The 15,008-nt window shown below is 67.7% G+C and carries 19 protein-coding genes; 15 read left to right on the forward strand and 4 right to left on the reverse strand.

Features of this window, described 5'->3' with window-relative positions:
- The first annotated feature begins 48 nt into the window (after positions 1-48).
- The 13 genes from VN378_RS03125 to VN378_RS03185 all read left to right on the forward strand — a co-directional run bounded on the left by VN378_RS03125 (position 49) and on the right by VN378_RS03185 (position 9,782).
- Complete coding sequence (locus VN378_RS03125) at positions 49-216, forward strand: hypothetical protein (RefSeq protein ID WP_325740861.1); 168 nt, start codon at positions 49-51, stop codon at positions 214-216.
- On the forward strand, positions 213-476 hold the full coding sequence (locus VN378_RS03130) for a hypothetical protein (protein WP_325740863.1): 264 nt from the start codon (positions 213-215) through the stop codon (positions 474-476). Before VN378_RS03125 ends, VN378_RS03130 begins: the two co-directional genes overlap by 4 nt.
- Positions 473-856 carry a M15 family metallopeptidase gene (locus VN378_RS03135; RefSeq protein WP_055828478.1) on the forward strand — a complete coding sequence of 128 codons (384 nt, stop codon included), beginning with the start codon at positions 473-475 and terminating at the stop codon, positions 854-856. Before VN378_RS03130 ends, VN378_RS03135 begins: the two co-directional genes overlap by 4 nt.
- The gene (locus VN378_RS03140) at positions 853-1,314 is read left to right on the forward strand and encodes a hypothetical protein (RefSeq protein ID WP_325740868.1); all 462 of its coding nucleotides are present in this window, start codon (positions 853-855) and stop codon (positions 1,312-1,314) included. Before VN378_RS03135 ends, VN378_RS03140 begins: the two co-directional genes overlap by 4 nt.
- Positions 1,307-1,483: a hypothetical protein gene (locus VN378_RS03145; RefSeq protein WP_325740871.1), complete on the forward strand. Its 177-nt coding sequence runs from the start codon at positions 1,307-1,309 to the stop codon at positions 1,481-1,483. Before VN378_RS03140 ends, VN378_RS03145 begins: the two co-directional genes overlap by 8 nt.
- A gap of 269 nt (positions 1,484-1,752) precedes the next feature.
- On the forward strand, positions 1,753-2,586 hold the full coding sequence (locus tag VN378_RS03150; RefSeq protein WP_325740873.1) for a flagellin: 834 nt from the start codon (positions 1,753-1,755) through the stop codon (positions 2,584-2,586).
- A gap of 97 nt (positions 2,587-2,683) precedes the next feature.
- Complete coding sequence (locus VN378_RS03155; RefSeq protein WP_325740875.1) at positions 2,684-2,974, forward strand: hypothetical protein; 291 nt, start codon at positions 2,684-2,686, stop codon at positions 2,972-2,974.
- A gap of 131 nt (positions 2,975-3,105) precedes the next feature.
- Positions 3,106-3,942 (forward strand): flagellin, encoded by an 837-nt coding sequence (locus tag VN378_RS03160; protein ID WP_325740877.1) that lies wholly within the window; start codon positions 3,106-3,108, stop codon positions 3,940-3,942.
- 269 nt (positions 3,943-4,211) lie between these two features.
- Entirely contained in the window at positions 4,212-6,965 is a 2,754-nt protein-coding gene (locus VN378_RS03165; RefSeq protein WP_325740878.1) for a transcriptional regulator, read from the forward strand.
- A gap of 75 nt (positions 6,966-7,040) precedes the next feature.
- The gene (locus VN378_RS03170) at positions 7,041-7,709 is read left to right on the forward strand and encodes a hypothetical protein (RefSeq protein WP_325740880.1); all 669 of its coding nucleotides are present in this window, start codon (positions 7,041-7,043) and stop codon (positions 7,707-7,709) included.
- Positions 7,709-8,149: a hypothetical protein gene (locus tag VN378_RS03175; protein WP_325740882.1), complete on the forward strand. Its 441-nt coding sequence runs from the start codon at positions 7,709-7,711 to the stop codon at positions 8,147-8,149. Before VN378_RS03170 ends, VN378_RS03175 begins: the two co-directional genes overlap by 1 nt.
- Before the next feature lie 158 nt (positions 8,150-8,307).
- Complete coding sequence (gene ssb, locus VN378_RS03180) at positions 8,308-8,787, forward strand: single-stranded DNA-binding protein (RefSeq protein ID WP_325740884.1); 480 nt, start codon at positions 8,308-8,310, stop codon at positions 8,785-8,787.
- An 89-nt stretch (positions 8,788-8,876) separates the two neighbouring features.
- Positions 8,877-9,782, forward strand: coding sequence for a DMT family transporter (locus VN378_RS03185; protein ID WP_325740886.1), 906 nt, complete (start codon positions 8,877-8,879; stop codon positions 9,780-9,782).
- A 58-nt stretch (positions 9,783-9,840) separates the two neighbouring features.
- Here the strand turns inward: VN378_RS03185 and VN378_RS03190 are convergent, their stop codons facing one another.
- Complete coding sequence (locus VN378_RS03190; RefSeq protein ID WP_325740888.1) at positions 9,841-10,404, reverse strand: DUF3035 domain-containing protein; 564 nt, start codon at positions 10,402-10,404, stop codon at positions 9,841-9,843.
- Positions 10,405-10,469: 65 nt separating this feature from the next.
- Positions 10,470-10,976 carry a signal peptidase II gene (lspA, locus tag VN378_RS03195; protein WP_325740890.1) on the reverse strand — a complete coding sequence of 169 codons (507 nt, stop codon included), beginning with the start codon at positions 10,974-10,976 and terminating at the stop codon, positions 10,470-10,472.
- 172 nt (positions 10,977-11,148) lie between these two features.
- Here lspA and VN378_RS03200 point away from each other — a divergent pair, with 172 nt between their 5' ends.
- A complete protein-coding gene (locus VN378_RS03200) occupies positions 11,149-12,405 on the forward strand; it encodes a cation:proton antiporter (protein ID WP_325740892.1) in 1,257 nt (418 codons plus the stop codon).
- 160 nt (positions 12,406-12,565) lie between these two features.
- Here the strand turns inward: VN378_RS03200 and VN378_RS03205 are convergent, their stop codons facing one another.
- Positions 12,566-13,366 (reverse strand): PhoH family protein, encoded by an 801-nt coding sequence (locus tag VN378_RS03205; protein WP_325740899.1) that lies wholly within the window; start codon positions 13,364-13,366, stop codon positions 12,566-12,568.
- A 303-nt stretch (positions 13,367-13,669) separates the two neighbouring features.
- On the opposite strand from VN378_RS03205, the gene VN378_RS03210 reads away from it, so the two are divergent.
- Positions 13,670-14,230, forward strand: coding sequence for a gamma carbonic anhydrase family protein (locus VN378_RS03210; protein ID WP_325740895.1), 561 nt, complete (start codon positions 13,670-13,672; stop codon positions 14,228-14,230).
- Here VN378_RS03210 and VN378_RS03215 read toward each other — a convergent pair.
- The gene (locus VN378_RS03215; protein WP_325740897.1) at positions 14,193-14,735 is read right to left on the reverse strand and encodes a PAS domain-containing protein; all 543 of its coding nucleotides are present in this window, start codon (positions 14,733-14,735) and stop codon (positions 14,193-14,195) included. The genes VN378_RS03210 and VN378_RS03215 overlap by 38 nt on opposite strands.
- Positions 14,736-15,008: the final 273 nt, after the last annotated feature.

Consider the following 15,008-nt stretch of genomic DNA (forward strand, 5'->3'; position numbering starts at 1 on the left):
AGTCGGCGGCGCGGGGGCGGGCGGCGTGGTCTGGATCGCGGCTCTCGGATGACCCGCTCCCTGACATCTCACGACGACTGGTGCGAGGCCCTGCTGCTGGACGAGGACGCATGGGACGTCCCCCGCCGCCTGACCGACACCGATCTGTTCACCCATGGAATTGACGGCTGGCGCCGCGCCGGCTGCGGCCTTGATGACCCGGAGGATCGCCGATGACCGACTTCCCGCCCGAAGACGCGCCCGCTCCGCTGGCCGAAGGCCGGTGGCTGTGGCGCAGGTTGTATGTGTTCGCCACCAGCGGCGGGGCCTGGCTGTTGCTGGACCGGCTCATCGCCGCGACGCCGCCAGAGGCGGCTCCGGACCTGGCGCGCGGGCTGATGGCGCTGCTGGCGCTGACCATGGTGCTGTATCTGGTCGCGCCGAGCGCGCAGCAGTTGATCGCCAGCCTTGGCGCCCTGCCGGGGAGGCGGCCATGAGCTTCCGCCTGTCCGAACGGTCGCTGAAACGGCTGGCGGGCGTGCATCCCCGGCTGGTCGCCCTGGTCAAGGAGGCCTCGGCCCTGACGCCGGTGGACTTCATGGTCACCGAAGGGCTGCGCACGCCCGAACGCCAGGCGGCTCTTGTCCGCGCGGGGGCCAGCCGCACCCGCAAGTCGCGTCACCTGACTGGCCACGCCGTTGATGTGGCGGCCCTGGTCGACGGTCAGGTGCGCTGGGACTGGCCGCTCTACCCGCGTATCGCCGCGGCCTTCAAGGCGGCCGCCGCGCGCCAGGGTACGGCGATCGTCTGGGGCGGCGACTGGCCAACGCTGCGCGACGGTCCTCATTTCGAACTGGACCGGAAGGCGTTCCCGTGACGGCCCCGACATTCTTGCGCGCGCTGACGCCATTGGGCTGGAGCGTGGCCGTGGTGTTCGCGGTCGTCGCCCTGCTGACGGTCGGCCGCGGTCTCGGACTCCGCTGGGATCCGCTGGGCCTGACCGAACGTCGTCTCGCTGCGGCGGAAGCCCGGGCCGCGGCGACCGCGTCCGACCTCGCCGCGCGCCGGCTCGAAGTCGAGGGCGCGGCGGATCAGGCCCGCCGCATCGACATCCATCATCAACAGGCCGCCTCGGTCGCCCGGGCGACCGACCGCGCCGCCATCCGTGCAAGGAGCGCCCATGACGCCTCTGTCCCGCTGGACCCCGCTCGCGCCGCTCGTCTGCGCGACCATGATCGCCGGCTGTGCGATCTCGCCCCCGCCGTCTGCGCCGCCGCCCCGGCTGACCCTGCCGACGGCGGCGGCGACGCCGTGCCGGCTCGACCAGTTGCCTGAAGCGGCGACCCAGGCCGACCTTGAGGTCTCCTACGTCAGCCGGGGACGGGCTCTGGTCCTTTGCGACGCCGCCCGGAGTCTGGCGCTCGACACCCTGCTGGCCGAACGCGCACTGCTGGACCGGTGGATCGAACCGCCGCGACGCCGCTGGCCATGGATACGGCGATAGGGGCGTTGGCGCGGTTGGCGCCCCGAATTCGGAAACCGTGCCACGGCCGGAGGCACAAATTGCAGGGCGACCGGGCAGCTTTTGCCGTCCGCCCGGCACATTCTGCCGGGCGCCCGACGTGCTTAACAGGAACTAACGCAGCAAAAACAACGACCGGTGGTCTGGCATGTCGGTTCGGCGACTGGTCCCGTCCTTGCTGCGATAGCTGCGAGCAAAATGCTCCCGGCAGCCAAAATGGCGTCGGACACCTTGAAACAAGGACTATCGTCATGGCGCTCAACAGCGTTAACACGAACATGGGCGCGCAAATCGCCCTCCAGAACCTCCAGTCCACCAACAATGAACTGGCCACGGTTCAAAACCGCATCAGCACCGGCAAGAACGTCTCGTCCGCCAAGGACAACGGCGCCATCTTCGCTATCGCGACGAGCCAGCGCGCAGAAATCGGCGCCCTGAACGCCGTCAAGGACAGCCTGAACCGCGGCTCTTCCGCCGTGGACGTCAGCCTGGCCGCCGGAGAATCGGTCTCCGATCTGCTGAGCCAGCTGAAGGAAAAGGCCCTGTCCGCCACGGACAAGAGCCTGACCACCTCGGCCCGTTCGGCCCTGAACGAAGACTTCAAGGCCATTCGCGACCAGATCGGCACCGTCGTCGCCAACGCCAAGTTCAACGGCGTGAACCTGCTGGACAACTCGACCGGCACCGGCGGCTACAAGGCCCTCGCCAACACCGCGGGTTCGACTCTCAAGGTGGCGGGTGAAAACCTGTCGCTGGGCGGCGCGAACGTGACGGTTACGGCCACGACCACCATCGGCACCGCGACGCTGGCCACGACCGCCCTGGGTCTGGTCAACGCCTCGATCGACAAGGTTTCGGCCTCCCTGGCTCGCCTGGGCACCGGCTCCAAGTCGTTCACGACCCACCTCGGCTTCGTCGGCAAGCTCCAGGACGCTCTGGAAACCGGCGTCGGCAACCTGGTGGACGCCGATCTGGCCAAGGAAAGCGCCCGACTGCAGGCCCTGCAAACCAAGCAACAGCTGGGTGTGCAGGCGCTGTCGATCGCCAACTCCTCGACCTCCATCCTGCTCGGACTGTTCCGCTAAGGATCGACCGGAAGGGCGGGATCCCACGCGGATCCCGCCCGACCGATCCCCAGTCCCTTTTTAGGAAGCCGCCGGTTCAACCCCGTCGGAAGGAGCCATGCAAAGCAATGCGAAGATAGGAACAGTAACCGCGTCCGCCATCCTGCCCGCCGCCGCCGCCGGTTCCACCGCGGGCGGCGATTTCCATGACTCCAGAGCCTCCGAGGAGGCCGATCGCGCCGCGCGCTATCGTCTGGTGATCGAGGAAGGGCCGTCAGGGTCGTTCATCTACAAGACGCTGGACCGGGTCACCGGCGAAGTCGTCAAGCAACTGCCCCGCGAACAGGTCGTCGACCTGATGCGGACCGCGGAATACAGCTCCGGCTCGGTCATCAACACCACCGCCTGACCGCGCCAGACAACCGACCCATTCGCCGCGCAGGAGCGATCCGCGCGGTTAAAGCACGTGGTTATCGGGCGTTAACCATGTGTGCACGCTTGCGCCTCTAGCCTTGGCGAAACCTCACAGGGCTGAGTCGGATGACGAATAGCGTCCATACCAACAACTCCGCGGCCATCGCGCTGCAGAACCTCACGCGGACCAATGATCGGCTGGGCGATGTCCAGGGCCGGATCTCGACCGGCCTGAAGGTCCAGGGGGCCAAGGACAACGCCGCCATCTGGGCCATTGCCCAGGGCCAGCGGGCCGACGTCGGCGCCCTGAGCGCGGTGAAGCAGAGTCTGGATCGGGCGACCTCGGTCGCCGACGTCGCCCTGTCGGCCGGTGAATCGATCTCCGACCTGCTGAACCAGCTCAAGGAAAAGGTCGTCGCGGCCAAGGACGGCTCGTTGAAGACCCAGTCCCGCCAGTTGCTGGACAACGACTTCAAGGCCCTTCTGCGGGCGCTTTCCTCGCAGGTCAGCAACGCCTCGTTCGACGGCGGCAACCTGCTGAATGGATCGCTGACCACGGGCATCAAATTCCTGGCCAACGCCGACGCCACCAGCTTTGTCACACTGTCGTCCAAGAACCTGTCGCTGGGCGGCGCCATCATCGAACTGGCCCTGTCGGACAGCCTGCTGACGCTGACCGGAGCGACCCAGGCACTGACCCGTCTGGACGATTCGATCACCCAGCTGAACGCCGCCCTCGGCTCGATCGGGGCCCAGGCCAAACAGATCGAGGCGCACAACAACTTCGTCACCAAGCTGATGGATACGCTGGAGTCCGGGATCGGCAATCTGGTCGACGCCGACCTCGCCAAGGAAAGCGCGCGGCTTCAGGCTCTGCAGGTGCAGCAACAGCTGGGCGCCCAGTCGCTGTCGATCGCCAACCAGGCGCCGCAGATCATCCTGTCCCTCTTCCGCAGCGGTTGATCAGACCGCGCGGCCGTGTCCGATCTGGATCGCGGCCGGCCTGCGGCGCAGAGTGGTCCGTGGTCCGAAGCCGTACAGGGAAAGCAACGATTTCAAGGCATTGACGAAGGCGGTCATCACGGCGTCCTCCTCATCCGGCGCGCGAAGAACGAGCGCAGACGATCATTGTTCCCCGAGTCGGTCGTTGAGTCCCGTGCGGCGTCGTTCCGCATCCGGCCGTTAAGCCCTCGTTACGCTCGACCCTCCACAGTGCGGGCCGGGAGCCGCGTGTGATCAACAACAGCTATCTTCTGGGTCTGTTCGGCGGCACGGCTGTCGATACGACGTCGACTGTCACGGCCGCGGCCCTGCAGCAGGCGGCGAAGAAGCAGCCGACTCCACCCTGGTCCTCGACGACCGTCGCGCCCAAACAGGACGCTCTCGTTCGGGCGGCGCTGGGCGGACGCAGGTTCATCAACGAGGACGCGGCCCAGCTGGATCTCAAGTCCGCCTCGGCCGACTACCGCAAACTGTTCGCCCTTTATCAGGGCCTGGACACGTTGAACGCCCTCACCAATCGCGCCGCGACCAAGGGCGTCAGCGCCCTGGAACTGACCCAGCTCAACAAGCGGTTCACCGCCGGGCTGGGCGAGGTGGGGACGTGGCTCTCCGCCGCCGGGTTCGACGACATCCGGATGGTGCAGGGGACGGCCAAAACCACCAGCAAGACGACCGCCGCCGTGCCGCGGGACAGCGCCGTGTCGATCACCGGACCGATCCATGAGGGCTCGCTCGACACGCCCGTCGCCGCCTTCCAGGGCGAGACCAAATTCAGCATCACCATCAAGGTGCCGGTCGGCCTGACGGACTCGCTGACCACGGCGGTGCCGATCGATCTGGCTGACATGGGCGCCCAGCCCCGGACGCTCGACAATGTCCTGGCGCATATCAACACCCAGCTGGAGACGGCGGGCTTCCAGACTCGCGTCGGGCGTCAGCAGATCAAGGCGGAGCCGAAGACGGTCCAGGTCAATGGCAAGCCCGTGACGCTGCCCGCGGGTCCGGATAAATGGGCCATGGCCATCCGCGGCTCTTCGACCGAGACCGTCGGGTTCACCGCCCCGGCGACCTCGGACGCGGTCTATGTCGTCCAGTCTGCCGGGACCGCAGGCGGGGCCCAGTTGTTGAAGTTCCAGAGCGACGGCGGAACGGCGGCCCAGCCCGCCACCGGCGGCGTGGGTGAAACCCAATGGGTCGAGGGCCGGCTTTCGCAGGACAACCTGCCCGACGGGGTCAGCAATGTCCGCGCCAGCGCGGTCGGGCCGGACGGCTCCCTCTGGCTGGTCGCCGACGTCACGGCCGGCCCCGACACCCAGCCGATCAAGGGCGTGCAGGACGTCGCCCTGATGAAGTACGACAGCGTCGGCCGTCTGGTCGCGACCCGGACCCTGGGCGCGGCCTCGACCGCCAGCGGCTACGCCATCGCCATCGATGGAAACGGCAACGTTGCGGTCGCCGGCTCGGTTACAGGATCCCTGAACACCTCCAAGACCGACGCGGGCAAGACCGGAGAGGTGGCGGGCGTCGCCGACAGCTTCGTCACCGTCTTCAACAAGGACGGCGAAGAGCAATGGAGCCAGCGCCGCGGGGCGCGGGCGGCCGACGAGGCGACTTCGGTCAGCTTCGGCGCCGACGGCACGGTCTATATCGCCGGCCGGGCCAAATCGGCGATCACGGGCGCGTCCCCTGTGGGCGGCTGGGACGGCTATGTCCAGGCGTTCAAGGCGGCCGAACCCTATCCGACCGCCGGCATCGTCGTGAAGGCGGCCGCCACGACCCAGTTCGGCACCGTCAGCGACGACAGCGTCGACGCCATGACGATCGACGGCTCGAACCTCTACACCGCCGGCGTCGAGAACGGCCGCGCCGTCGTGCGCCGCTTCACCCTCGACGCGGCTGGCGTTCCGACCCTGGCTTCGACGCGGGATCTCGGCGTGATCAGCGGCGATATCGCCGGCGTCGCTGTGTCGGGCGGTCAGGTCATACTGACGGGGACCAGTCGCGACAGCGGCCTGTCGGCCGGTACGGTGACCACCGCCCACTCCGGCGGCAAGGACGTCTTCATCGCCACACTGTCCACCGACCTCGCCGCCGCGTCCGGCGACCGGACGACCTGGTACGGCGGGGCCGGCGACGACAGCGCCGCCGACGTCAAGATCCACGACGGCAAGGTCTGGATCACCGGGATCGCCGACCGCAGCGAGACGGCCAAGGCCACGGATCCGACCAAGGGCTATCTGGCGCGGATCGATCCGCTGAGCGGGGCGGTCGAATACGAGAAAACCTGGTCCGGCGACGGCGATCAGGCCAAACCCCTGACCCTCGCGGTCGCCGCGAACGGGGCCAGCGTGCTGGATCGACTGGGCCTGCCCAAGGGGGAAATCGACCAGAACGACTCCAAACGCCTCATCGACGCCACGTCGGTGCGGGTGGGGGACCGTTTCTATGTCAGTCCCGCAGCGGGCGGTCGGGCGATCTCCGTGACCATCGAGGCCAAGGATACGCTCGCCACCCTTGCCCGGAAGATCGAGATCGCCTCGTCGGGCAAGCTGAAGGTCACGATCGCATCCGAGGGCGGCGCGGTCACAGGCAAGGTCGGCGAGGTCACCACGACAACCGGCGGCTTCCAGCGTCTGTCGATCGCGGCCCGCGACGGCAAGGCCGGAGCTGTTCTGACCTCCGGAGAGACGGGCCGGGACGCCCTGGCGGGCCTGGGCCTGTCGCCGGGCTATATCGGCGCCTCCATCGGCGACGACATCGTCAAGACCTTCGGCCTCGATCTTCCGGCCGGCCTCAACCTGGGCGACGCGGCCTCGGTGAAGACCGCCGGCGAACGCCTTCAGGGGGCGATGAAGGCGGTGCGCGACGCCTATCGCGCCCTGGCTCCCGCGCCGGAGGGCGCCGCGGCCGGCGGGCCCGTGCCGGCCTATCTCACCGCCCAGCTGGCCAACTATCAGGCCGCCCTGTCGCGCCTCGTCGGATAGGCCACGGTCCACGAAGGACGTTGACGCGGAAGGTCCGGGCGGGGTTATTGGGGGCTCCATCCGTGTGAGCCCTTCATGCCCCAGGACAATCGTCTTCTCATCGCGATCGGCGCCGGTCTGGCGATCGTCGCGGCCGTGGTGCTCGCCCTCGTGTTCAGCGGCGGCCGGGGTCGCGACGCGGGTCCGCCCCCGGCGGCGCAGGGCGGCCTGACGGTCGACGTGGCCGACGCGCCGGATCTCAGCACCACCCGCGAACTGCGCTGCTTCGTGAATGGCCAATTCATCGGCATGGCGACCCTGACCGACTGCGCCCGCCGCAACGGACTGGCGACCGACGCCCTTGATGTCGGCATCGACGAGACGGGCGCCCTGGCCGCGGCCCCGACGGCCGCCTTCGCCCCGCCGCCCGGCCTGCCTCCGGTCGAACTGACCGAGGCCGAGCCCGCGACCCCCGTCGAACAGAACCAGCCGGCCCAGCCCTCGGTCCCGACTGCGTCCGGCAGCCCCTGCCTGCGCTATACGGGATCGGACTGGCGGTCGCTGTCCTCGAACATGAGTCTGAACGCCTGCGTCCAGGCGCTGTACGCAGGCACCTGCGTCCGGCCGGGCGAGGCCCTGTACGGCCGCTGGGGCGAGACCACGCTCAGGCTGGTGCCGCGCCGGGTCGAACAGTCACCCGACAACAACCGTTTCCGCACCCTGGTCGAGCAGGACCGGGCCTGCCAGTTCCCGGGTCTGCGCTGATGAAGCTTCTGACGATCACCGCGCTGGGCGCCGGCCTGCTGGCTCTCGCCGCCTGCGAAAAGGCCACTGAAGCGCCCTTCGACCAGGGTGTCTGCTACGCGGTGGAAACTGGCGTCGAAGGCGAGCCCCCGCGCTTCAACAAGGTGGCCGAGAAGCAGCCGCAGATCGAGTTCTGCGCCGCGCGCCTTGAGGAAATGCGCCTGCGCTTCCTGCGCCTTGGCGGCAGCCGCCGCGAGGTGACGGGTTCCTACCAGGGCCAGTTCATCTTCATCGATCGCGCGGGGGTGTGGATTTCGAAGACGCTCGAAGGGTCGCGGTTCATTCTGCTGGCCCGGACGGGAGACGGCAGGCTGGCCATCCCCAGCGCCATCCAGCGCGCCATTGACGGCTCGCCCGTTTCGGTCTCGGCCAACGCCGAGCCGGCGACCCCCGCGCCTTAACCCTGGACGGCGCGGAACAAACATGGAACAAACACGCCTGTGGATGACAGCGACAAAGCTGACCTGCGGGTCGCGGAAGCGCGCTAGTCAGGCCTGACAACAATCCGGCCCGAACAGCGCGAAGCGCGGCGGGTCAAGAACGAAGAAGGAGCTCGGCGATGGCGGGCAGCGTCAACAAGGTCATTCTGGTCGGCAACCTGGGCAAGGACCCGGAGATCCGCACCCTGAACTCGGGCGAGCGGGTCGCGAACCTGTCGCTGGCCACGTCGGAACAGTGGCGCGACAAGGCCACGGGCGAGCGCAAGGAAAAGACCGAGTGGCACCGGGTCGTGATCTTCAACGACAACATCATCAAGGTCGCCGAGAACTATCTGAAGAAGGGCTCGACGGTTTACATCGAGGGCACGTTGGCGACCCGCAAATGGACCGACGCCCAGGGCGTCGAGAAATATTCCACGGAGGTCGTGGTCAACAAGTTCAAGGGCGAGCTGACCATGCTGGGCGGCCGTGACGGCGGCGGCGGCGGGGCCTCGCGCGGTGGTGATGACGACTATTCCTCGGGATTCTCGACCGGCGGCGCCAACAAGCCCAGCGGTCCCAAGGAAAGCTACGACCTGAACGACGACATCCCGTTCTAGACGCCTCAGGTCGGGGACGGAGCGTTTGCGAAACGCTCCGTTACCCGCTTTGAAACCCCGACGGCGCAGACCTGTGCCATAGCCGGGGGGTGACTTCTCCCGACAAGCCCCACAGCCCGCTCTCGCTCGTCGAGATTCTCGCCATCCTCGCAGTGGTGGTGATCTGGGGCGTCAACAACGCCGCCGCCAAGCTGGCCACCGAGACCATGCCGCCGTTGCTGGTGGGCGCGCTGCGGTTCGCGATCGCGGCGGCCTGCCTGATCCCGTTCGTGCGGCCCCCGTTTCCGAACTGGAAGAGCCTGGCGATTATCGTCGTGCTGGGCGGACCGATCCACTACGGCCTGATCTATCTGGCCTTCTGGCTGGCGCAGGACGTCAGCCCGGTGTCGGTGGCGGCGCAGCTGTGGGTGCCCTTGACCGCCTTGTTCGCCTTCCTCCTGCTGGGCGAGAAACTGTCGAAATTCGCCCTGATCGGCATGGCCGTCGCCTTCCTTGGAGTGGCGTGGATGACGCTGGACGGACACGCGGTGGCGGACTGGAAGGCCATCCTGGTGGTCATCGCCGGCGGCGCGGCATGGGCGATGACGACGGTGATCGCGCGCCGGACGACTTCAATCCCCCCGCTGAAGATGCAGGGGCTTCTGGCTCTGGTCGCTCTGCCGACCCTCGCCTTCGCCTCGGCCGCGTTCGAACGCGGCCAGTGGGAGGCGATCCGCCAGGCGGACGCGCTGATCTGGGCCTGTGTCGTCTGGGCCGGGCTTGTGTCCTCGGTGCTGGCGACGACGCTGGTGTTCTGGCTGGTGCAGAAACGCGAAGCCGGGCGGGTGACCCCCTATCTGCTGGCCACGCCCGCGGTCTCCATCCTGATCGGTTGGGGCTTCATGGGTGATGTGCTGACGGCGCAGATCCTGACGGGGGCGGCCCTGACCATGGGCGGGGTCGCCCTCGTGGCTCTGGCTGAGCGCGGGCTGAGGGCCGGTGCGGCGAAGGCCTGACACGAAAAAGGCCCGGACGCCTTCGCATCCGGGCCATCTTTTGCGATGTGGCGCGCGCCTAGAGGCCCGGAAGCTTGAAACCCGTGTCGCGGCGCGGCGTGATCACGATGCCGGTGCGGCCGCCCGTCAGTTCCTGGAGGCGGGCGTATTCGGTAGCGGCGTCAACCGTGACGGCGCCCTCTGACGTCTGCATTGTGGACGCGGCCTGGCTGGCTGGATTGTCGCGGCGCCAGAACAGAAGACGGTTGGCCCAGCCCTCTTCCTTGTGCGCCAGGTCGCCGAACTCGTCGTCCACCACGTAGCGGGCGAGGGGATCGGCGCGGTCGCCGCCGGCCTGGGCGACCAGCTGTTGTTCGCCCGCCGAGCGGGTCACGGCCTGACGCTGGCCCAGCAGAATCTGGCGGGCGGCGGATTCGGGCGCCAGTTCCTGGGGACGGGGCTGGCCCGGCGCCGGGGGCCGCAGGCCGTACTCGGGCGGCACCGTCAGCGGAGCCGTGGACACGGTCAGGAACGCGTCGGGGGTGACCTTGGTCAGGCCGATGCCCTGGCGGACGCTCGAACAGGCGCCGAGTGCGAGCATCGAGGTGGTGAGGGTCAGGACGGCGACAGTGCGAAGGCGCATGTATGTGATCTCGGTGGCGAGGCGCCGGAGCGGGCGCGCGCGTAGTCCTTAACGGAAGCGGCTGATTACGACTTTTCGGCGGCGAGGCCAACCTTGGCCTCCCGTTCGGACAGCAGACTGTCCAGAATCAGCAGAACGACGCCGATGGTGATGGCGCTGTCGGCGATGTTGAAGACCCATGGGAAGAGCCTCGTCCCCGAGAAATCGATGAAGTCGACGACGAAGCCGAACCGGATCCGGTCGATGACATTGCCGATCGCGCCGCCCATGACCAGGCCGATGGCGGTGATCAGCAGGCGCCGGTCGGCCCGTAGCGCCCACCAGCCGAGGATCCCGGCCACGACGACGGAAAACAGGCTCAGCATCCACCGGGCCGAGCCGTCGCCGAAAAGGCCGAAGCTGACGCCGCGGTTCTCGACCCATGTCAGGTTGAGGATCGGCGGCCAGACCTCGACGCGCCCGACCTCGCGCAGATCGAGGCCGGACACGATCCAGGCCTTGGTCAGCTGATCGAGCACGACGACGATGAAGGCGAAGGCGAAGGCCGTGACGGCGAGGCGTGGGATTTTCATACGGGTCGCTGGAAGGTGAAGGGCGTTCGGTTAGCAGTCCGCGGGCCGTGCGCGAAGGGGCAATCGTGTCACGGACCGCATGTGTGCTTCTCCGGTTGTCTCGACCGGCCCCAACCCCCAGATGTGACGCTTCCAGTTCAAGGAAAGACCCGCCCGCATCCCAGGAGCGCCGATGCCGCATGCCGACAGCCTGATTCTCACCCTCGTCGGCGGCTTCGTGCTGGCGTTCGTGTTCGGCATGCTGGCCAACCGGATGAAGCTGTCGCCCCTGGTCGGGTATCTGGTCGCAGGCGTCGCCGTGGGGCCCCATACGGCGGGCTTCGTCGCCGACACGGAACTGGCGCCGCAACTGGCCGAGATCGGCGTCATCCTGCTGATGTTCGGCGTCGGCCTGCATTTCTCGCTCGCCGACCTGATGAAGGTCCGCAAGATCGCCGTGCCCGGCGCCCTGGTGCAGATCGCGGCCGCCACCGGACTGGGCTGGGGACTGGGCCGGCTGATGGGATTGAGCCATCTCGAGGCCACCCTGACCGGTTTCGCGCTGTCCGTCGCCTCGACCGTCGTTCTTCTTCGCGCGCTGGAGGAGCGCAAACAGGTCAAGGGACCGGTCGGCCGGCTGGCCATGGGCTGGCTGATCGTCGAGGATCTGGTCATCGTCATCGCCCTCGTCATCCTGCCTCTGCTGGTGATCCAGCCCGGCCAGACGCCGGACCCGGCCGGGCTGGCCCGATCGATCGGCTGGACCCTGTTCAAGGTGGCGGGCTTTACCGCCGTCATGCTGGTGGTGGGCGCCCGGCTGCTGCCGTGGCTGCTGGTCCGCATCGCCCACACGCGGTCGCGCGAGCTGTTCACCCTCGGCGTGCTGGCTATCGCCCTCGGCATCGCCTGGGTCGCCTGGCAGCTGTTCCATTCCTTCGCCCTGGGCGCCTTCCTTGCCGGGCTGGTGCTGAACAGCTCACCGCTGGGCCACAATGCGGCCGAGCGGTCCCTGCCGTTGCGCGACGCCTTCGCCGTCCTGTTCTTCGTCTCGGTCGGCATGCTGTTCGACCCGACCATCGTCGTCCGCGAACCGCTGGCCGTGCTGGGCGTGCTGGGCATCGTCATCGTCGGCAAGTCGATCGCGGCGCTGGCGATCACCACGGTCTTCAAGCTCGACAAGGCCACCAGCCTGACCGTCGCCGCGGCCCTTGCCCAGATCGGGGAATTCTCCTTCATCCTCGCCGCCCTCAGCGTGCAGCTGGGCGGTATGCGGCAGGAGACGCACGACCTGATCCTGGCGGCGGCGCTGATCTCGATCTCGTTGAACCCGTTCGTCTTCGCCTTGATCGACCGCATGGGCGCCCGGCCGAAACCGCCGGCCAGCGGCTCGGTCGAGGGGTTGGCGCTCGCAAGGGAAAAGGCCGCCGCGGTGAATCCCGCGACGGCCTGATCTTGTCCTTGGGCCTGCGACCGTTTCTGGCGTAGCGCCCTGGCACACTGCCCCGATGACTGCGCACGCGACAGATTTTCAGCCCGAGAGAGTCCGGTATGTCCGCAGAGTCCGCCGTTTTCGAGCGGACTCCGGACTCTCCCGGGTCAGAGCCGAAGTCTCACAGCACCCCGATCATGCTCGCCACCAGCGGATGGCGGACGATGTCCTGCTCGGCCAGCCGCACCACGGCGATGTTCGGTACGGGCATCAGCCGCTCGGCGATGTCCGACAGTCCCGAGATGCCCGGCAGAAGATCAGACTGCTGCGGATCGCCCGTCACCACCATGGTCGAATGCCAGCCCAGTCGCGTCAGCAGCATCTTGAGCTGGACGTAGGTGCAGTTCTGCGCCTCGTCGACGACGATGAAGGCGTTGTTCAGGGTGCGGCCGCGCATATAGCCGATGGGGGCGATCTCGATCAGGCCCTCGGCCATCAGCGCCTTGACCCGCTTCATGCTCAGACGGTCCGAGAGGGCGTCGTAGAGCGGCCGCAGATAGGGGGCCAGCTTGTCCTCCATGTCGCCCGGCAGGAAGCCGATCGATTCCCCGGCCTCGACGGCGGGGCGGGACAGGACGATGCGGCCGATCTTGCCGGCTTCCAGCGCCTCGACGGCCTTGGCGACGGCCAGATAGGTCTTGCCCGTGCCTGCCGGCCCGAGGGCCAGGACCATGTTGTGGTTGTCGATGGCGGTCATCAGCTCGGCCTGGCCGTCCGACTTGGGCTTCAGCGTCTTCAGATAGGCCTGGTCCCGATCGTCGTTGGACGGGTAGGGCGACCAGCCGCCATGGCCGGCATGGGTCGGCAAGCGGCGTACCTTGGAATCCTCCATGAACTGACGGGAATCGAGCACGCCGTGATCACGGGATGTCTCGCGGGTTTGACGCTTGATGGCCGCACGCTTGGTCATGGACGCCTCCAGGGCATGAAAAAAGGCGATGCTGCAAAAGCATCGCCTCGAACGAAGGTAGGGAAGGGAGAAGGGGATGCGACGCATCCGCCCGGATCGGAGGAGGGTCCTTTCAGGGACCAGAAGGCTCCCAGCGGAATAGTCCGCCGAACCGAACGCACCACGCACGTCCCCCGAGGTCTGACCGGACCGGGCTTGATCCGGCTTCCGATCCGGGGCCGAAATGACGGCCTCGAATCGCATCAACACAATGATGCTAGCGTGGTTTACGAAGGCTTAAAGCCAAGAAACGGCTCAAGTTAAGGTGATGTTTCCATGACGATTTATGCGTTGGCTGACAAGAAACCACAGCTTCCGCCAGAGGGCGAATACTGGGTGGCTCCGAACGCGACGGTCACAGGAGACGTGATTCTGAAGCCCGGCGCCAGTATCTGGTTCGGGGCCGTCGTGCGAGGCGACAACGACCCCATCACCATCGGCCGCGACACAAATATCCAGGATGGCAGCGTGCTCCATTCCGACCCGGGCGAGCCGCTGACCATCGGCGACGGAGTGACCGTGGGCCACATGGTCATGCTCCATAGCTGCGAGATCGGCGACAACACCCTCATCGGCATCGGGGCGGTGGTGCTGGGCCGGGCGAAGATCGGAAAGAACTGTCTGATCGGCGCCAACACCCTGATCACCGAGGGCAAGGTCATTCCTGACGGTTCGCTGGTCATGGGCCAGCCGGGCAAGGTGGTGCGTCAGCTGGAGCCGGGCCAGATCGAGGCCTTGAAGGCTTCGGCGGCGCATTATGTCCAGAACTGGCGGCGGTATCGCCGCGACCTCGCGGCCGTTACGCCAGACGCCGGCCGTTTGCCGCCGCGAGGCTGAGGGACGCGCGGGCGGCTTCCCCGACGCCGATCGAGACCCGGGCGGTCAACAGGCGCGGCTCGTCTGCCGCGAGGGTCAGGGTGGCCGCGGGCGCATACAGGCCCAGGACGCGGTCCGGTTCGCCCGACGGCCCCCGCAACGGGACGAGCGTGATCTCAATCTGATGGTCCGCGGCGCCGCCGGCCATGGCGACGATGACGACGGGGCGGGCCTCGCGCAGGGCCTGTGTCAGGGCGCCGGCGACCAGGGGCCGGGAAGCGGGCCGCCATAGCGACAGCAAGGGGCGGTCCTTGAGCCATTCGCCGTGGAAATCCTCGATCCAGCCGCCCGCCAGCCGAACGACGGCGTCCTCGCCCGGGCGCTCGATCATGAAGACGCGGGGCAGGCGCAGGCCCAGCGCATCCGGCTCAAACGCCGTACGCGCCGGAACGCCGGCTCGCACCTTGTTGCGGCGCGACAGGGCAGTCCAGTGGTCGATCAGAAACTGCGTATCAGGATGAAACATGGTCGTGACCTCTCATCCTTGAGCCGCAAGGGCCGGGCCGGACTGAAAGCAACGGAAATGAAAGGCTTCATGGCGTCAGATGCAGGCTGGAGCGGCCCGCGCCTCGCAGGGACCGCGCAAGTTTTGACGTGGAGGTCGGCCCATGCGGGTGCGGATCATGAACTGGCTGCTGGCGCTGGGGGGCTTTATGGTCCTGATGGCGTTCGCTGATCCGGCTGCTGCCCAGTGCGGACCGCCGTGCGAACCGCCGCCGCCGCCGTGCTGCGAACCCCC

The organism is Brevundimonas sp. (assembly GCF_035561115.1).
In the GTDB taxonomy this organism is placed as follows: Bacteria; Pseudomonadota; Alphaproteobacteria; order Caulobacterales; family Caulobacteraceae; genus Brevundimonas.